15 protein-coding genes are annotated in these 16,007 nt (G+C 39.8%); all 15 read right to left on the minus strand.

The window, feature by feature from the left end:
* Positions 1-27 precede the first annotated feature (27 nt).
* The 15 genes from brnQ to AB7942_RS20035 all read right to left on the minus strand — a co-directional run bounded on the left by brnQ (position 28) and on the right by AB7942_RS20035 (position 15,994).
* Positions 28-1,356 (minus strand): branched-chain amino acid transport system II carrier protein, encoded by a 1,329-nt coding sequence (gene brnQ / locus AB7942_RS19965; protein ID WP_369448220.1) that lies wholly within the window; start codon positions 1,354-1,356, stop codon positions 28-30.
* Positions 1,357-1,503: 147 nt separating this feature from the next.
* Positions 1,504-2,715 carry a GNAT family N-acetyltransferase gene (locus tag AB7942_RS19970; protein ID WP_369448221.1) on the minus strand — a complete coding sequence of 404 codons (1,212 nt, stop codon included), beginning with the start codon at positions 2,713-2,715 and terminating at the stop codon, positions 1,504-1,506.
* Positions 2,716-3,077: 362 nt separating this feature from the next.
* Positions 3,078-3,848, minus strand: coding sequence for a L,D-transpeptidase family protein (locus AB7942_RS19975; RefSeq protein WP_369448222.1), 771 nt, complete (start codon positions 3,846-3,848; stop codon positions 3,078-3,080).
* Between the two features lie 591 nt (positions 3,849-4,439).
* Positions 4,440-5,288: a tryptophan 2,3-dioxygenase gene (gene kynA, locus AB7942_RS19980; RefSeq protein ID WP_369448223.1), complete on the minus strand. Its 849-nt coding sequence runs from the start codon at positions 5,286-5,288 to the stop codon at positions 4,440-4,442.
* 55 nt (positions 5,289-5,343) lie between these two features.
* Positions 5,344-6,771, minus strand: a complete 1,428-nt coding sequence (locus tag AB7942_RS19985) for an amino acid permease (RefSeq protein WP_369448224.1) — start codon at positions 6,769-6,771, stop codon at positions 5,344-5,346.
* 24 nt (positions 6,772-6,795) lie between these two features.
* Positions 6,796-8,067, minus strand: coding sequence for a kynureninase (gene kynU, locus AB7942_RS19990; RefSeq protein ID WP_369448225.1), 1,272 nt, complete (start codon positions 8,065-8,067; stop codon positions 6,796-6,798).
* Between the two features lie 50 nt (positions 8,068-8,117).
* Positions 8,118-8,909, minus strand: a complete 792-nt coding sequence (locus tag AB7942_RS19995; protein WP_369448226.1) for a 2-keto-4-pentenoate hydratase — start codon at positions 8,907-8,909, stop codon at positions 8,118-8,120.
* Positions 8,910-8,954: 45 nt separating this feature from the next.
* On the minus strand, positions 8,955-9,734 hold the full coding sequence (locus tag AB7942_RS20000) for a 2-keto-4-pentenoate hydratase (RefSeq protein ID WP_369448227.1): 780 nt from the start codon (positions 9,732-9,734) through the stop codon (positions 8,955-8,957).
* Between the two features lie 71 nt (positions 9,735-9,805).
* Positions 9,806-11,284, minus strand: coding sequence for an aldehyde dehydrogenase (locus tag AB7942_RS20005; protein ID WP_369448228.1), 1,479 nt, complete (start codon positions 11,282-11,284; stop codon positions 9,806-9,808).
* Positions 11,265-11,738 carry a RidA family protein gene (locus tag AB7942_RS20010; protein ID WP_369448296.1) on the minus strand — a complete coding sequence of 158 codons (474 nt, stop codon included), beginning with the start codon at positions 11,736-11,738 and terminating at the stop codon, positions 11,265-11,267. Before AB7942_RS20010 ends, AB7942_RS20005 begins: the two co-directional genes overlap by 20 nt.
* 22 nt (positions 11,739-11,760) lie before the next feature.
* A complete protein-coding gene (locus AB7942_RS20015; RefSeq protein WP_369448297.1) occupies positions 11,761-12,765 on the minus strand; it encodes an amidohydrolase family protein in 1,005 nt (334 codons plus the stop codon).
* Positions 12,756-13,295, minus strand: coding sequence for a 3-hydroxyanthranilate 3,4-dioxygenase (locus AB7942_RS20020; RefSeq protein ID WP_369448229.1), 540 nt, complete (start codon positions 13,293-13,295; stop codon positions 12,756-12,758). The genes AB7942_RS20015 and AB7942_RS20020 overlap by 10 nt, the downstream gene beginning before the upstream one ends.
* 35 nt (positions 13,296-13,330) lie before the next feature.
* Positions 13,331-13,897: an NADPH-dependent FMN reductase gene (locus AB7942_RS20025; RefSeq protein ID WP_369448230.1), complete on the minus strand. Its 567-nt coding sequence runs from the start codon at positions 13,895-13,897 to the stop codon at positions 13,331-13,333.
* A 61-nt stretch (positions 13,898-13,958) separates the two neighbouring features.
* Positions 13,959-14,483, minus strand: a complete 525-nt coding sequence (locus AB7942_RS20030; protein WP_369448231.1) for an FAD synthetase — start codon at positions 14,481-14,483, stop codon at positions 13,959-13,961.
* Positions 14,484-14,515: 32 nt separating this feature from the next.
* Positions 14,516-15,994: a 4-hydroxyphenylacetate 3-hydroxylase family protein gene (locus tag AB7942_RS20035; RefSeq protein WP_369448232.1), complete on the minus strand. Its 1,479-nt coding sequence runs from the start codon at positions 15,992-15,994 to the stop codon at positions 14,516-14,518.
* Positions 15,995-16,007 lie beyond the last annotated feature (13 nt).

Genomic DNA, 16,007 nt, shown 5'->3' on the forward strand with positions numbered 1-16,007 from the left:
TTTTTTAATGTTCATTATTATCTTCTATTACCTCGAATGGTTTTTGTTTTCTGATGAGGTACCACTTAACGTCCCAATAAGATACCCCACTATTAAACCAATTAGTGCTGGGACTATCCAACCAAGTCCTTCCGAATATAAAGGAAAAATTTCTAGTACCCCACTCCATTTATTTGCGAGGAAAGTTTTATTAATCGTATCTATGATACTAAAAAGAGCAACAAAACTTACAACATAGATATAAATCTGCGGATATCTTTTAATAAAATCATCGATGAGGCCTAAAAAGATAATTACGATCGCCAACGGGTAGATCATCCCAAGTATCGGAACGGAAATCTTTAATATTTGCGTTAATCCTAAATTTGCAATGGCGGTACTCAGAACAGATAAGATAATAACCCACTTCTTATAATCTATTTTTGGAATGGCATTTGCGAAAAATTGACTGCAGGAAGTAACTAAACCAATGGACACGCAGAAACATGCAATTGTAAAAACTAAGCCTAAAATTAAGGTGCCGCTTTGACCAAATAAGTGAGTCATTACATTGGATAATATTTGTGCCCCATTTTCCGTTTGTCCTAAAGACGAACTTGCCGCCCCTAAATACCCTAATATCAGATAAATCACGGTTAGCAGTAATCCAGCACCTAATCCTGCGTACATCATGTATAAAGATCTTTTTTTGTTGTCGTGGACACCTTGTGCTTTTAATGTGTTTGCTATCACGATACCAAAAGCTAAAGCAGCCAGTGCATCCATAGTTAAATAACCATCTAACACCCCTTGAAATACAGGATTTGTCTCATAATTTCCCTTCGGTACTGCAAATGTACCTATTGGGTCAATTAAGCTCTTTATAAAAATAATCGTAATTAATGCCAAAAGAATAGGAGTCAATAATTTCCCGAAAAGGTCAATAAGTTTCGACGGAAACATACACAACCATGCCACTAATCCAAAAAAGATGATGCTATACACTAACAAAGAAACAGGGTTGCCTACTAAATGTCCTGGCAAAAAAGGAGCTAACCCCATTTCAAACGCAAGACTCCCTGCACGAGGAATAGCTAGTCCAGGTCCGATAGCGATATAAATCAAAAATGGGAAAATGAATGCAAAAAAAGGATGAACCCTTTGGTTTAGCTCGTTAAAGCTTCCTGCCTTTGCAACCGCTATAACGCCTAAAATAGGTAGTCCAACAGCTGAAACTATAAAACCAGCAAGAGCTGTCCAAAGATGCGTACCCGCTGATTGCCCCAGAAAAGGTGGAAATATAAGGTTACCTGCACCGAAAAACATTGAAAAAAGCATAAAACTAATAAAGACAATTTGTTTGGCAGAAAAATTCATTAAAAATCTCCTTTAAGATAAAAATATTATTCCATAATAATAAACTATATTTGCCCTTTGTTGGTATATTTATTTTTAACAACTAATTAATAAAAATCCTCTTCCTTATTTTTTCGAAAGAGGAAATTAACTGTTTCTTTATCTAATTCAAAAATAATCTGAGAAATAGGGAGTCTGTCGTTCAATTAAATTCTCCAATATTTCCACGGTTTGGTCATTGCTGGTTAATCGGCCGATCGCTGCCAAATAGGATGGTCGTTTGTACCCGAGTAACATTGTCGTCAGTGTCTGGATATCAACAGCCACTAGAGGCTGATCCTCACTTTGAGTCAGTTCTCCCTGACCTGCGGCGGAAACATGGAGTGTGAATAATCCCTCGTTCCACTCAAGTAGTGGATCATTAAGCAATATTGTCAGGTTTATATCTATGCCTAGTGCTCTAAACGGGTATTGATTTATAAACTGTTTAACATCCACAATTCTTGCCATAAAATAGGGTGCGATTGTTTCTTTAATATCCCCGTCTTCCAGCCAAAATGCCAAGGGTTCATCTGTATAGATAGCTCCGACAACTTTTGATACCATAGAAAAATGGGCACTGATGAAATTCCAGAGTCCGATCCGCGTCTCTTCATTCATATAGACCATTTCTTTGATATGAAGCACATCATGAGATATCCAGTACAACAAATACCCTTGCGGCTGGTGGGAACTATCATAATAAACAGCTGCCGTTAATTCCTCCAAATCCCATCTCCAATACTCATCCCAAGCTAAATTATTTCGAATCATGGCTACATGTCGTTTACTAGAAAAGAGCTTGTAAACCGTTTTAATGTCTGGATGATCTGTAGTTAGCCTATCAACATAGCCAGAGACTTTTTTTACCCTCGGCAATTGATAATCTTTTATTTCAAAGGTCATCTTATCGGAAATAATCTCCCAACCTCTTTTCCGATAAAAAGGTAATGAATATGGATATAAATAGGTAATCGATTGTTTTCTTTCTTTCATATCTGCGAGCGCTTGCCAAATCAACTTATTCATTAATCCCAAATTTGCGTATTCCGGATAGGTGCCTACACCTGTCAATCCTCCCATTTCAAATGTTCGTCCAAAAATATTTACTTGAAAGGGATAGACAGCTACTTGGGAGATCAATTTTTCACCATCAAACCACCCCAACACATCTGCCTGTTCCAAAACAGGCAGTTTTGCTAAGGCTATTTCACGTTCCTCCCAACCCACCGTTTGCAGGTCTTTTTTGGTTACTTGGAACACATAACGCAATAACTCGTTGAACTGACGCCAATGCTTTGGTTCCACTTTCTCCATCTTGAGCCTGTCCAATCGACTCATACCATTACCTCCAAAAATTTAAAATCTTACTCTATGTAAAGGTTTTTATATTAAATTTGTGTAATTTTCTTCTTTTTCATCCGTTTTATTTTTGGTAATAATAAAGTGTTTTTTTTTTATTGTCTATACAAAAAAAGTTGCTCATCAATTGGAGCAACTAGTTAATATTTATTATTTAGGCTCTGTTAAACTGGGCTGTTGATTTCCGCTCCAGGCGCTTCGCTTTCCGCGGGCCGTCCGGGGAGCCTCCTCGGCGCTAAGCGCCTGTGGGGTCTCCCCTGCCCCGTCCTCCCGCAGGAGTCTCGCGCCTTCCGCTCCAATCAACTTGGCTATAAAATCAACAGTGACCTTTAACACAGCCATTATTTAATTCCGAGCGCTTTTTTCGTGGCTGGCCCCACAACCCCATCAACTGTTAATTTACGGGCCTGTTGAAATTTGCGGACGGCACTATCTGTGTTTGCTCCAAAGACACCATCCACACCATTCGTACTGTATCCAAGTGAGGTCAGCTTGCGCTGAAGCTCTTGGACGGCAGGACCCCGACTGCCTTTTTTAAGGATTTCTCCACTGGAACTAACAGGAACAGATGGTGCACTAGACCCGCCATTAACTTTATACCCATTGGCTGCCGCAATTGCATTGAAAGATTTACCTGACGATGTGATGATAACTGTGGTACCTGTTGGCACCTGATTAAACAGCCATTCAACCTCATTATCATACATCCGAATACAGCCACTGCTGACGTACCCTCCAATGGAGGCTGGATTGTTGTTGCCATGAATTGCATATGTCGTTCCCCATGTTCCCCGGGCGTTCAAACCAAGCCAGCGGTTACCTAGAGGATTACGTGGATCTCCACCAGGAATGTGTCCCTTATAGTAAGGCCTGTTCTTAATCTTAACTACAATCTTGAACCTGCCTTCTGGTGTATACGATTTTTGTCTCCCTGTTCCTACTTTGAACTGTTTTATAAACTTACCATTTTCAAAGTATGCGAGCCGATTGATAGTCTTGTTAATGATAATAAATTTTCCACTGGAAGCTGCAGAACCTGTCGGGACACCAACAAACAAACTAGACAACATAAAAAAGGTAAATACAAAAAGAAGCAACCACTTTTTTGGCAATCTAACCCCTCCAATACGACATAATTACTCATCCGTGTATCCTATGTCGGAAGGGCTTGTACACATTACAAATTTATTTAAGATATTACAAATTGGGCAAAAATTAGGTAATATTGCCTCTTCTTTTTAAATATATTTTTTGGATATATAGTAAAATATCATCAAATAATAAGATAAAAATTAACCTAGGTGATACTCATGAAACAGATGATTTTTTTATATTTACCAAATAACACTAGTTTATGTAATAAGTACGCATCTAAATATTAATGGATCCTACCGATGTAATTAGAAAAACCGGGCAAAAAAAGTTCAGTCCTTAGTCTACTGAATTTTCCTTTGGCAACAGACATCAGATGATTCCTTTGATTAACGGTGATCTGTTTTTCTCCTCCTAAGAGCATCAACGGTTCCTATGGTTACCAATGAACTGATTTTTCTTCCTTCACAGGCATCAGATGCTTTCTATGGTTACCGTTGAACCAGTCTACCTTCCTCACTGGAATCAGAAATACCTATTAGTCTTATAAAAAAACCGCAAGACCTTATAACAAGGTTTTGCGGCCAATTGTACCTAAGACGCTATTCAAACTAAAGCTTCGTTCTTAAACTCCAAAGCTCTGGGAAAAATTGTTGGTCTAGTACTCGTTTTAAATAGGTCACACCAGATGACCCACCTGTCCCCTGCTTATGACCGATGATTCTTTCCACCGTACTCATATGATTAAAGCGCCATAATTGCTGTTGATTGCCAATATCGACTAACTTCTCTGCCAACTCGTATAGATCCCAGTATTGATCGACATTTCGATAGACTGTTAGCCATGCTTCTTCAACGCTGGCATTCGGTTCGTAGTTTTTGGACAAATCCCGATGTCGAGCCTCATGATCGATAGGTAATCCGCGTGCAACGAGTGCCTGTATCGCAGCATCATAAATACTTGGTTGATGAAGGGCCTCTTGCATTTTTTCGTATAACTCGGTTTGATGTTGATAGACTGCTAATGTATGGACATTTTTGTTTCCTAAGGCAAATTCAATCAAACGGTTCTGGTAAGACTGGAACCCTGACGATTGACCCAATTTATCCCGAAACTCCAAGTATTCAGCAGGTGTCAAAGTAGAAAGAACACTCCAAGACTGAATTAATTGCTGTTGTATTCTTGAAACACGCGACAGGATTTTGAATGATGGCTCCAAATCGTTGTTTTGTATATACTTAATTGCCGCTGTCAATTCATGAATGATTAATTTCATCCATAATTCACTGGCTTGATGGATAACGATAAATAACATTTCATCATGGTGATCGGACTGCCGATGCTGACTGGTTAAGATTTTATCAAGATGGAGATAATCCCCGTATGACATCGCTTTTTGAAAATCGGTTTGAATCTCTTTCTCAAGCCCAGGGTTTGTGTTTTTTTCTTGTGAATTCATTGTATTAGACCTCCATCATTCTATCGTAGTTAATTTATTATGAGAATTTACCACGTTAATTTACCTTTTTGTTAAGAATAGCATCAGACTCGTTCTTCTCAGGATTGTTTCTCCTTTTTTTAAGAATAAAGTAAGCCGCTGTTAAAAACAGTAACCAAGGAATACCGAATTGAAGCATGATTTTAAAACCTGTAAACCATGTGGTGATCATTAAACTCAGTAGAAGTACCGCTCCTAATATCGTCAAATATGGAAAACCAACCATTTTAACTGGCAATTTCCGGCCGCCTGCCTTCTCCCACTTTTTTCGGAAAAACAAATGAGAAACAAACACCATAAACCATGTGAAGATAGCACCGAACATGGAGATTCCCATCATAAAGGCGTACGACGAGTCAGGTAATAATGCGTTTACCGCTGCAGCAAGAAATATCCCCAATGTAGAAATGGCAAGAGCACTTAACGGTACTCCATTTTTGCTTAATTTACCCAAAAAGGCAGGTGCATAATTTCCTCGTGATAGAGAAAACATCATTCGTGTCGAAGCATAAAGCTGACTATTCATGGCCGAGAGAGCCGCTGTTAAAATTATAAAATTCATAATACCACTTGCACCTGGAATATTTAAGAGTTCCATCACTTTTACGAAAGGACTTTCCTCCACTCCGGCTGATTTCCAAGGAACAATCATTAACATGATGCCAAGAGTAATAATATAAAATGTCGATAAACGGAAGACGGTTGCTTTGAGAGCTTTCGGTACGGCAACATCTGGGTCCTTCGCTTCTCCAGCAGTAACGGCGATCAATTCCGTCCCTAAAAAGCTAAATAGAGAAATAAAGATAGCGACCCACATTCCCCACATGCCGAACGGTAAGAAACCACCTTCATTAACGAAGTTCTCAGGTCCCATTTCCGGCTTAGCAGACCCTCCAATGAAAACATATGCTCCAAGAAGAATGAATCCAACGATGGCACTAATTTTGATCATCGAAAACCAATACTCAAATGTTGCAAAGGTATTGACACTTGTTGCATTTACATAAATTAGGACAGCGGCGAACAATAAAATCCATACAAACCCAGGAACATCTGAAAACCAATACTTCATATATACTGCAATTGCACTTACTTCTACCCCAACGGCAAGAACGTTTGCAATCCAATAGGAATAGCGGACCAGATAACCTGCGAACGGGCTTATATACTTCTCAGATATGGTTCCAAACGACCCTGAGGTTGGATGGGCCACCGTCATTTCTGATAAACATCCCATTAAAAGTAAGACAATAAAGGCACCAATCGCGTAACTGATTAATACGCTTGGGCCAGCAGTACTGATGGCAAGTCCACTACCTAGGAAAAGGCCCGTTCCAATCGCACATCCCATAGCTATCATTGTAAGTTGATTTGTTTTTAATTCACGCTTTAACCCTTTTTCTGAGCCATTTCCATTTTTTAAATAAGTTTTATTGTTCGCCATATAATTCCTCCTCGTTCCATTAGGTTAAGCAACGACTTCTCGTTCATTCTTAAACTTTTCATATTGCTTTTCAGTCATAATTTTCTTAAGAATTTGGACCACTTCCCAAACCTCTGTATACGAGGTATAAAGTGCAACTGGTGCAAGACGAATAATGTTTGGAGCTCGGAAATCAGGAATGACATCATTTTCTTTCAACGCTTTACAAATACGTGCCGCTTCTTTATGCTCTAAACTTACATGACCACCACGACGGATATCGTCGCAAGGATTTCCAATCGTGAATCCGAAGTCATGCAGCTCTTGATTAATTAAATCCATTAAATATTGATTGATATTTAAAGACTTAGCACGGATATTTTCAATCCCTGCTTCTGCAAAAATCTCCAGAGCTCCAAGTAAGGGTGCAAGACTCAACACATGTGGTGTCCCGATTTGATAGGCTCCCGCTGAATCAGCAGGTGTTAACGAATGCTCCATGTCGAATTGTTTGTCTTTTTTGGAACCAAACCAGCCAGCCAATCCAGGGGCTGTGCCAAAATGTTTGGAATTCACATATAATCCTCCAACACTTCCTGGACCACCATTTAAATGTTTATAATTGCACCAATACGCAAAATCAACGCCCCATTCAGTAAACGAATGAGGAATCGCTCCGATCGAATGACATCCATCAAAACCGATTAATATCCCTCTTCTGTTCGCTTCAGCTGTCAGGCGCTTCATATCCAAGATTTGCCCGCTTCGATAGAGTACCGTTGGCAAAATGATAAGCGCAATTTCATCAGTCATCGCTTCGATAATATCTTCTTCCTCTAAAAAGCGCCCATCCCGGCTTTTTACACGAATAAGATGTGTCTCGGGATCAAATCCATGAATGCGAAGCTGACTTTGAAGTGCATAAATATCTGATGGAAAGGTTAATTCGTCAGCCAATATTTTAGTCCTTGTCCCTTCTGGCTTATAAAAAGTAGCAACTAACTGATGCAAATTGACAGTTGTGGAACCTGTTACAATCACTTCATTTGCTGAACCACCTACTAGAGGAGCCATCATCTCTCCTAATTTTTCCGATAAAAAAAACCAAGGGTGGTTCCCACTCGTCCAACCGTCAATTCCATGCTCTTTCCAATCATTTAAAGACTCCAACAGCGTCCGTTCTGCTCTTTTCGAAAGCAGCCCCAATGAATTCCCGTCCATATAAATGGAATTCGGCTTTATGTAAAATTCTTCTCGAAATCTGTTAAGTATATCTTCTTGATCCAATTGTTTTGCATACTCTAAAGTGTAAAGCATCGTATTCCTCCTCGAATCTTGTGTCATTTTAATTAGGGCGTGAAGGGAGGCTATGATTTGCAGGAGAATGAGACACTGCCTAAATCCGCAAATTGTGCCAAAATCGTATCACCTGGTTGAAAGCTAATCGCTTCCGTTATCGCACCGCTAAGAACGATATCACCTTTCTTTAATCCCCTTCCAGTTTCTCCGAGCTTGTTTACAGCCCAAGCAACCGCAGCAGCTGGATCTCCTAATACGGCAGCACTGGTCCCAGTTGTTGCAACCTCTGAATTCTTAGACATGTATACGCCAATTTCTTTCAGGTTTAGAGCATCCGGCGATACCCATTTGTTCCCTACTATAAATTTTGAGGAAGAACAGTTATCCGCAACGACGTCTACGAGAGTAAACTTGAAATCTAAATAACGACTATCAATAATCTCGATCGCTGGTGCTACATATTTCGTAACCTTTAAAATATCTTCGGCTGTAACGCTAGTCCCTTGGATGTCTTCATTAATCAAAAAAGCAATTTCAGGTTCTGCCTTAGGATGGATGAGACTGCTAAATTGTAGTGGTTCCCATTCAGGTGCAAGCATATCATCCATTAAATAGCCGTAGATGGCTTCATGGACACCCATCATATCCTGCTTTGCCTTACTCGTTAAACCAAGTTTTACACCAATTCTTCGAAGTCCCTCCTTTTCTTTTTGCTCGATTAATTTTTGTTGTATTTCATAGGCATGATCAAATGTTAGATCTGGGTAACTAGTGGTGATTTTCTCGACTTCCCGCTTTTCCTTTTCTGCAGCTAATAGGTAGTCTACGATTTCTTGTTCTGTTCCCTGCAAAATTGTCATAATGGAACCTCCAGGTTTAATATTTTTATTCATGAAAAAACTCGTTTACTCAAAAGTTACAGATACAGTACCTAGTGGGCCAAAATCAGCCAAAATCGTGTCGCCTTCTTTTACTGCAATCGCACCAGAAAGTGCTCCGGGAAGAATTAACTCACCTGCTTTAAGAGTAATCCCAAATTCATGCAATTTATTGGCTAACCATGCGACGGCTTGGGCGGGGTGTCCTAGAGCAGCAGTTCCAGTTCCCGAAGCCAAAAGCTCATCATTTTTATAAAGGACCATTCCTTGGGTTCGCAAATCCAAGCCTTCAATCGTGCTCAGCTTTTTCCCAACAACTACTCTCGCTGACGAGCCATTATCTGCCACCGTATCAACCAATTTGATTTTCCAATCAGAAATACGGCTGTCAATAATCTCGATGGTAGGTACTACATATTTGGTAGCCATTAACACATCTAGATAATTCACATTTGGACCAACTAAGTCTTGTTCTAAAATAAAACCAATTTCCGCTTCAACCTTCGGACTGATAAATTCAGCAATTTTTACCGTTGCATCATCCTCTATTTTCATAGTATCTAACAGGTGGCCGTAATCAGGCTCATCGACGCCAAGCATTTGCTGCATTGCTTTACTTGTCAGCCCAACCTTTTTCCCAATTATTTCATTTCCTGCTTCTAACTTTTTACCGATTACTTCAAGTTGGATTTGATAAGCATCACTTACAGTCAGCTCGGAAAAGCGTTCCGTCAGCGGTGCAACAGAAAATTGATGATTTTCAGCATCGATTAATTCATTCGCAATCTTTTCTACTAATACTCCCATTTCTTCCTACACCTTCCTTTTCTATATTAATAGATAAAAAGTGGCCATTCAGCCACCTTTTACTTTCAAACCTATAATTTCATTGTAATTGTCTTGGCCTCAGTGTAAAATTCAAAACTATGACGTCCGCCTTCACGACCAATACCACTCGCCTTTGAACCACCAAATGGCGTTCTTAAATCACGATAGTACCAGCAATTGATCCAGAATAAGCCTGAATCGATTTGAGAAGCTACACGATGAGCTCGTCTTAAATCATTTGACCAAACGACTCCCGCCAAACCATAAATCGAATCGTTGGCAATTTGAATCGCTTCCTCTTCCGTTTTAAATGGAATGACGACTAATACCGGGCCAAAGATTTCTTCTTGTGCAACTCTCATTTTGTTATTTACATCATAGAGCACGGTTGGCTCGTAAAAGTTTCCTTGTGACAATCCTGCCACACGCTTACCGCCTACAGCAAGTTTCGCACCTTCAGAAATTCCAATTTGCACATAGTTGTCAACCGTTTCTAAGTGACCTTTTGATATAAGCGCACCCATATCAGTACTTTCATCCAATGGATCGCCCACTTTGATGTTCTTAGCAGCAGTAACAAATTTTTCTAGGAATTTATCATAAACCGATTCTTGCACCAATAGTCGAGAACCGGCTAAGCAGATTTCCCCTTGATTTCTAAAAATTGCTTCGATTGAGCCTGCGACTGCTTCATCTAAGTCGGCATCCTCAAATACGATATTAGCGGATTTACCACCTAATTCTAATGATACCGGAATTAACTGGGATGCTGCATTTCTCATAACTGTTTTACCAGTGGAACTCTCCCCGACAAAAGAAATCCTGCGAACGTATGGATGAGTGGTCATTGCCGTTCCTACTGTTCCACCTGGACCTGTTAGTATATTCAACACGCCTGGCGGTAATCCTGCTTCGTTGGCAATTTCACCTAACATGACCGCACTGAGTGGTGTATAGGAAGCAGGCTTAACGATCACCGTATTACCAGCAGCCAACGCAGCAGAGACTTTCCAAGTCATTTGCATGAATGGTAAATTCCAAGGAATGATCAAGCTTGTGACACCTGCTGGTGCATATTTGGTATAGCTCATATGCTTGGATTGTTCGAAATGCTCGTGATTAATGTATTTTGCCATTTCTGCAAAGAATCTTAAGTTTGATGCGGCGCGCGGGATATCAAAATCTCTGCTTTCTCTAATGGGCTTACCCACATCTAATGTTTCAATTAGTGCTAACTCCTCGACTCGTTCCATGACAAGATCTGACATTCTGCACAGGATCTTTGCTCTTTCTTCTACTGGCATTTTACTCCAAATACCACTATCATAGGTACGCTTTGCGACCTGAATCGCTCTTTCTACATCTTGCTCACTTGCACTAGCGACAGCAGCTAATTTTTGATTCGTGGCTGGATTAATCGTGTCAAAGGTTGCTCCTGAAATAGCGCTTACATATTCTCCATTAATAAACAGCTTGGCATCGTTAATTTGAAGTTGTTTTTCTAGGACTTTACTCACCGAGTTCACCATCCTCAACTTCTACAATCATCTCAACTTCAACAGCGTTATTATGTGGCAGCTGGGACATCCCTACTGCTGATCTCGCATGCCTTCCCTTTTCACCAAACACTTCTACCAACAAATCGGAGGATCCATTCATGACTTTAGGATGGTCTTTAAAATCGTGCGTGCTGTTGACCATACCAAGGATTTTGACAATCCTTTTCACTTTGCTAAGGTCACCCAGTTCATTCTTGACCACTGCTAATAGATTAAGCATACATTGTCTTGCTGCTTGATAGCCTACTTCTATCGATACATCTTCACCAAGTTTTCCACGGTATTCATCTGTACCTTGTCCTGATGTGAAAATAAGATTCCCTGTCCGTACACAGCTTACATAATTACCAGATGCGGGGCGGAGTGCTGGAAGCTTTAATCCAAGTTCCTCTAATCTCTCTTCTGGGGTGATCACCTTGTCTATCATCTTCTCATCTCATTTCCTATTAAATTAATAAATTAACCGGTATATTTAAAAATCTTAGTGCATTTTCACCTAACATGGCTCTTTTCTGTTCTTCGCTTAGTGTTAAGGTGTCATCAATAATCTTCCCTGGTGGAGTTTCCCGAAGTAAGAATGGGTAATCCGATCCCATGATGACTTGTTCAGCACCAAATTTTTCGACTAAGAATTTAATATTTACAGGGTTATTTACGATTGAATCATAGAAAAATTTCTTGGCATAAAAACTTGGAGGATGCTCCGTGAGCTGCAAATGCGGCCAAACATTCCAACCATGATCAAGTCTAGGGAGAATGTAAGGAAGTGACCCGCCTCCATGAGAAAAACAAATTTTAAGTTTTGGAAATTTCTCGATGACACCTCCTAGGATTAGACTTGCTGCAGCCAATGCTGTTTCACTTGGCATTCCAACCGTATACATTAAATTATGGGAGGAAAAACGATCTCCACCTAGTGTTTCCCATGGATGAACAAATATTGGAACATTCCATTTCTCACACATCGCAAAGAAATCAATTAATGATTCATCGTCTAAATTTTTGCCATTAATGTTTGTGCCAATCTCAATCCCTTTTAAGCCAAGTTGATGTATACAGCGGTCTAGTTCACGAATCGCTTCTTCGACATTTTGCAGCGGAACCGTCCCTAAACCAATAAACTTGGTGGGATGCTGGGCTACTGTTTCAGCGATGAAATCATTTTGAAATCTAGCCATAACTACCGCTTCTTCTGTAGGCGCCCAATAGGAAAACGTTACAGGTATTGGCGATAAAACTTGTATATCTACATTTTCTACATCCATATCGTGAATCCTTTTTTCTGGACTCCAAACTTGGTCGGTCACTTCTCGAAAAACCTTCCCAGCCACCATTATATTAGCACCGCAAGAGCAGGTAGGCTGGAGGACTGGCCACTTGTCGTTTTGGTACTTTTTTGCAAAATCAGGGAAATTTTCAGGGATGATATGTGTATGAAAATCTACTCGCATTTCCATTCACTCGCTTCTTCTGGCATAATATGTCCACAGTTCTTACAAGAGCGAAGCTCTAAATTACTGTTAAATCCATGAATCGCTTCTTTTACCTGGACTTCAATATTTGTCAATTGGACGGTAACGCGGTGCATTTCATGATCACATTCATCACAGAACCAAACAAAATCCTCTAATTCACCTTCACCCCTGTCACGTTCAATTACGATCCCGATTGTATCAGCGACCCGATGTGGGGAGTGGGGAACATTTGGAGGGAGATGAAATACTTCTCCTTCTCTCACTGTAATTACTTCTCTTTTACCTTCCGCATTAATAATTTCAACGTAGCAATCACCTTTTAATTGATAAAATATCTCTTCAGATGGGTCCACATGAAAATCACGTCGTTTGTTTGGACCTCCGAGGACCATGAACATTAGTTCAGAATCCTTCCAAACTACCTTATTATTTACTGGCGGCTTAAGTAAATCCTTATTTTCTTCAATAAATCCCCAAAGGTTAATTGGTTTTAATGGGTTTGTCATAGAAATCTTCTCCTCTCAACTTTAAATACAAAAGCTTATCCATTTATTGTTGCAAATTTTTCCTCTGTTGATTTTAATGCCTCCTGCATGTAGACCACTTCTTTGGCTAAAGCAGTAATTCTTGTTAGAACCTCAGAATCGATGATTTCATTTTCTTCATTAAAATGATCGTTATTGACATAGACATAGCCTGGTGCCACAAAGGATCGGAAAAATCCTGCGATCGGCTTCAATTGATTTTCGATAACAAGGTAATGCTGGTATGTACCACCTGTTGCAACAAAACCGATTACTTTGTTGCGAATATCCTTTGGATTGATTAAATCAAACAAATTTTTTAGTGGGCCAGATAAAGATCCCTGGAATATCGGTGTTCCGATTATATAGAAGTCAGCAGATTTAACAATATCGAGAACTTTTTTCGTGTCACCTGTATAGTTCGAAGGATTTCGTCCATCACAGAACTGAACATCATACTCTCTTAAATCCAACAATTCTACTTCAACGTTAGGATGATGTTTCTTTACATCCTCTAATACCTTTTGAACAACAATACTTGTTTTTGCCCCAATAATTGTGCCTGAAATTCCTAATAACTTCATAGAATGAACTCCTTTCTAATGCTGAGTAGATTTCACTTTGCCTCAAAAACTTTAATTTCATTTACTGTCCTAATAATGAGTAGGACTGTTGGAAATCTCCCTCTGAAATTAACTGGCGGATTCTCGTCGATGAAATAAGTTTACCGCCGTTACAATAAACAGGGGGGGTAATATTGATATGAAAATACTTTTCTAAAAGATTTACATCCCCTGCTCTGTTTTTTCCAAAATGAAAATCTGAACCGACTGTAACCTCTGCCGGGTTTAACTTAGACAATTCACAGATAAAATCTCCAGGTGGCCGGGTCGCATACCATTCATCAAAGCTGGCAACAATGACATAATCTACACCTAACTTCGCAATCCTGCTGACCTTTTCCTGAATTGGTGACAAAATTTGAGCGCCCTTAAAAAAATTTCGAGGAGGCGGGTCGAAAGTATATACAACGCTAGGAACCTGATAAACCCGACTCTTTTCCACAGCTTGCTTAATCACAGCTTGATGTCCTTTATGGACTCCATCAAAAGCACCAATGGCAATCACCGAACCAGATAATGTCAAAACTCCATCTTTTAGCGTTTGCATCGTTCACACCTCCTCTTACTTTTGATTTACTTTTATAAGCTTGTAACCTCATTTTTTCGATTAAATATTTTCATTGCTTCATCAGCCAGCTCAAAGGAATTCTGCTTTTTGTGGTTGTTATAGAAAATCGCTCTTTTACGTATTGGATCGCCAGTATAATAGCGTTCGTATTGAAGAACTCTTTGTCCAAATGCCTCGCCGCATAAATCCCATGCTAGCTTAAAGAGATGAACGCGTTCTTCCGCTGAAACTCCCTCTCTTCCAAGATAATACTTCTCTAAATCCTCTCTTAATTCCGGATTCTCGAAATCGGCATCTGTAGGAGACATTAATAGTCCACCTGCACCAATGATTTGCATAACCTCAATCGCCCGTGGGTACATTTTTGGCAGCAATCCTCGAATTGTTTCTAGTGGTGCATAGGCTGGCATCGCTTCCCCAGTAGCAGTTACTTCATGTTCATACTCTGAAATTCTGAGTAATGCCCTAATCGATTCAACCGATTGGACTAATTCTCCTAAATCATTTTGTACATTTAGGTAGGCATCAACACCGATGGAGTCGGCGATTTTGCAAGCCACTTCGGTTGCAAATTGTAGTTTGATTAACCCTCTTACACCAGACTGATGAGCTGGCTGCTGAGCGATTCCTGTTTTCGGATAGAGTAAATTTGCTGCTTCAACATTGTTATAAAGGAATACACGATCCCAAGGTACTAAAACATCATTAAAGACTAAGACCGCATCCATTTCTTCGAATCTTGATGCTAATGGGTGGTCGTATACCGAACGCTGTCCATCCTGCATTGCTTCACGGCAGATAACGCGAAGACCAGGAGTATCAAGTGGTAGTGCAAACGCAAGTGCATAGCGCTCATCACCAGGCTTAAATCCAGGAAAAGAATAAACAATTACTTCGTCAGTAATCGGTGCAAGGGTAGCTAACATTTTCGCTCCTCTTACAATTAAGCCATCAGGTGTTTCTTTAACAGCACCTAGATGGGTAAACATATCCTGTTGTTCGTGTGATGATTTGCTGCGGTCATTTTGCGGATTAATAATTGCATGTGTTAAAAATAGATCATTATCGCGGATATGCTTATAATATGATCGAATGTTTTTTCCCCATTCAGGATTGTATTTGTCCAGGAACTCCGAATTGCTCGCCATGGATGTAACGACCACATTTAAGAAATCAGGTGTTCTTCCCATTAAACCAAACGTCGCTTTGGCAAACTCTTCGAAATTTCTTCTCCGTGCTTGTAAATCTTGATAGCTTTTTGGTACCAAGAATGCATTGGAGATTCTTTCTCCCGTTTCTTCACAAATATGAGTTATGTCCTCTTGATATTTGGAGTCATGCTGCATATCGTATAGCTTTGCAATTTGAAGAATTGGCTGATGAAAAACTGGCTCTTCAAAGATATTTTTTACTTTTTTTCCTGATAACCAAACTTCTGGATTTCGGGATTTTAATGCCTTGATATATTGTGCTCCTGTACGAATTCCCATAAAACATCCTCCT

It is taken from the genome of Neobacillus sp. BF23-41 (assembly GCF_041106275.1).

Bases quoted from the DNA above. Each gene is read 5' to 3' on its own strand.
- brnQ (WP_369448220.1), bottom strand. From the start codon at position 1,356: ATGAATTTTTCTGCCAAACAAATTGTCTTTATTAGTTTTATGCTTTTT.
- AB7942_RS19970 (WP_369448221.1), bottom strand. From the start codon at position 2,715: ATGAGTCGATTGGACAGGCTCAAGATGGAGAAAGTGGAACCAAAGCAT.
- kynA (WP_369448223.1), bottom strand. From the start codon at position 5,288: ATGAATTCACAAGAAAAAAACACAAACCCTGGGCTTGAGAAAGAGATT.
- AB7942_RS19985 (WP_369448224.1), bottom strand. From the start codon at position 6,771: ATGGCGAACAATAAAACTTATTTAAAAAATGGAAATGGCTCAGAAAAA.
- kynU (WP_369448225.1), bottom strand. From the start codon at position 8,067: ATGCTTTACACTTTAGAGTATGCAAAACAATTGGATCAAGAAGATATA.
- AB7942_RS19995 (WP_369448226.1), bottom strand. From the start codon at position 8,909: ATGACAATTTTGCAGGGAACAGAACAAGAAATCGTAGACTACCTATTA.
- AB7942_RS20000 (WP_369448227.1), bottom strand. From the start codon at position 9,734: ATGGGAGTATTAGTAGAAAAGATTGCGAATGAATTAATCGATGCTGAA.
- AB7942_RS20005 (WP_369448228.1), bottom strand. From the start codon at position 11,284: ATGGTGAACTCGGTGAGTAAAGTCCTAGAAAAACAACTTCAAATTAAC.
- AB7942_RS20015 (WP_369448297.1), bottom strand. From the start codon at position 12,765: ATGCGAGTAGATTTTCATACACATATCATCCCTGAAAATTTCCCTGAT.
- AB7942_RS20020 (WP_369448229.1), bottom strand. From the start codon at position 13,295: ATGACAAACCCATTAAAACCAATTAACCTTTGGGGATTTATTGAAGAA.
- AB7942_RS20025 (WP_369448230.1), bottom strand. From the start codon at position 13,897: ATGAAGTTATTAGGAATTTCAGGCACAATTATTGGGGCAAAAACAAGT.
- AB7942_RS20030 (WP_369448231.1), bottom strand. From the start codon at position 14,483: ATGCAAACGCTAAAAGATGGAGTTTTGACATTATCTGGTTCGGTGATT.
- AB7942_RS20035 (WP_369448232.1), bottom strand. From the start codon at position 15,994: ATGGGAATTCGTACAGGAGCACAATATATCAAGGCATTAAAATCCCGA.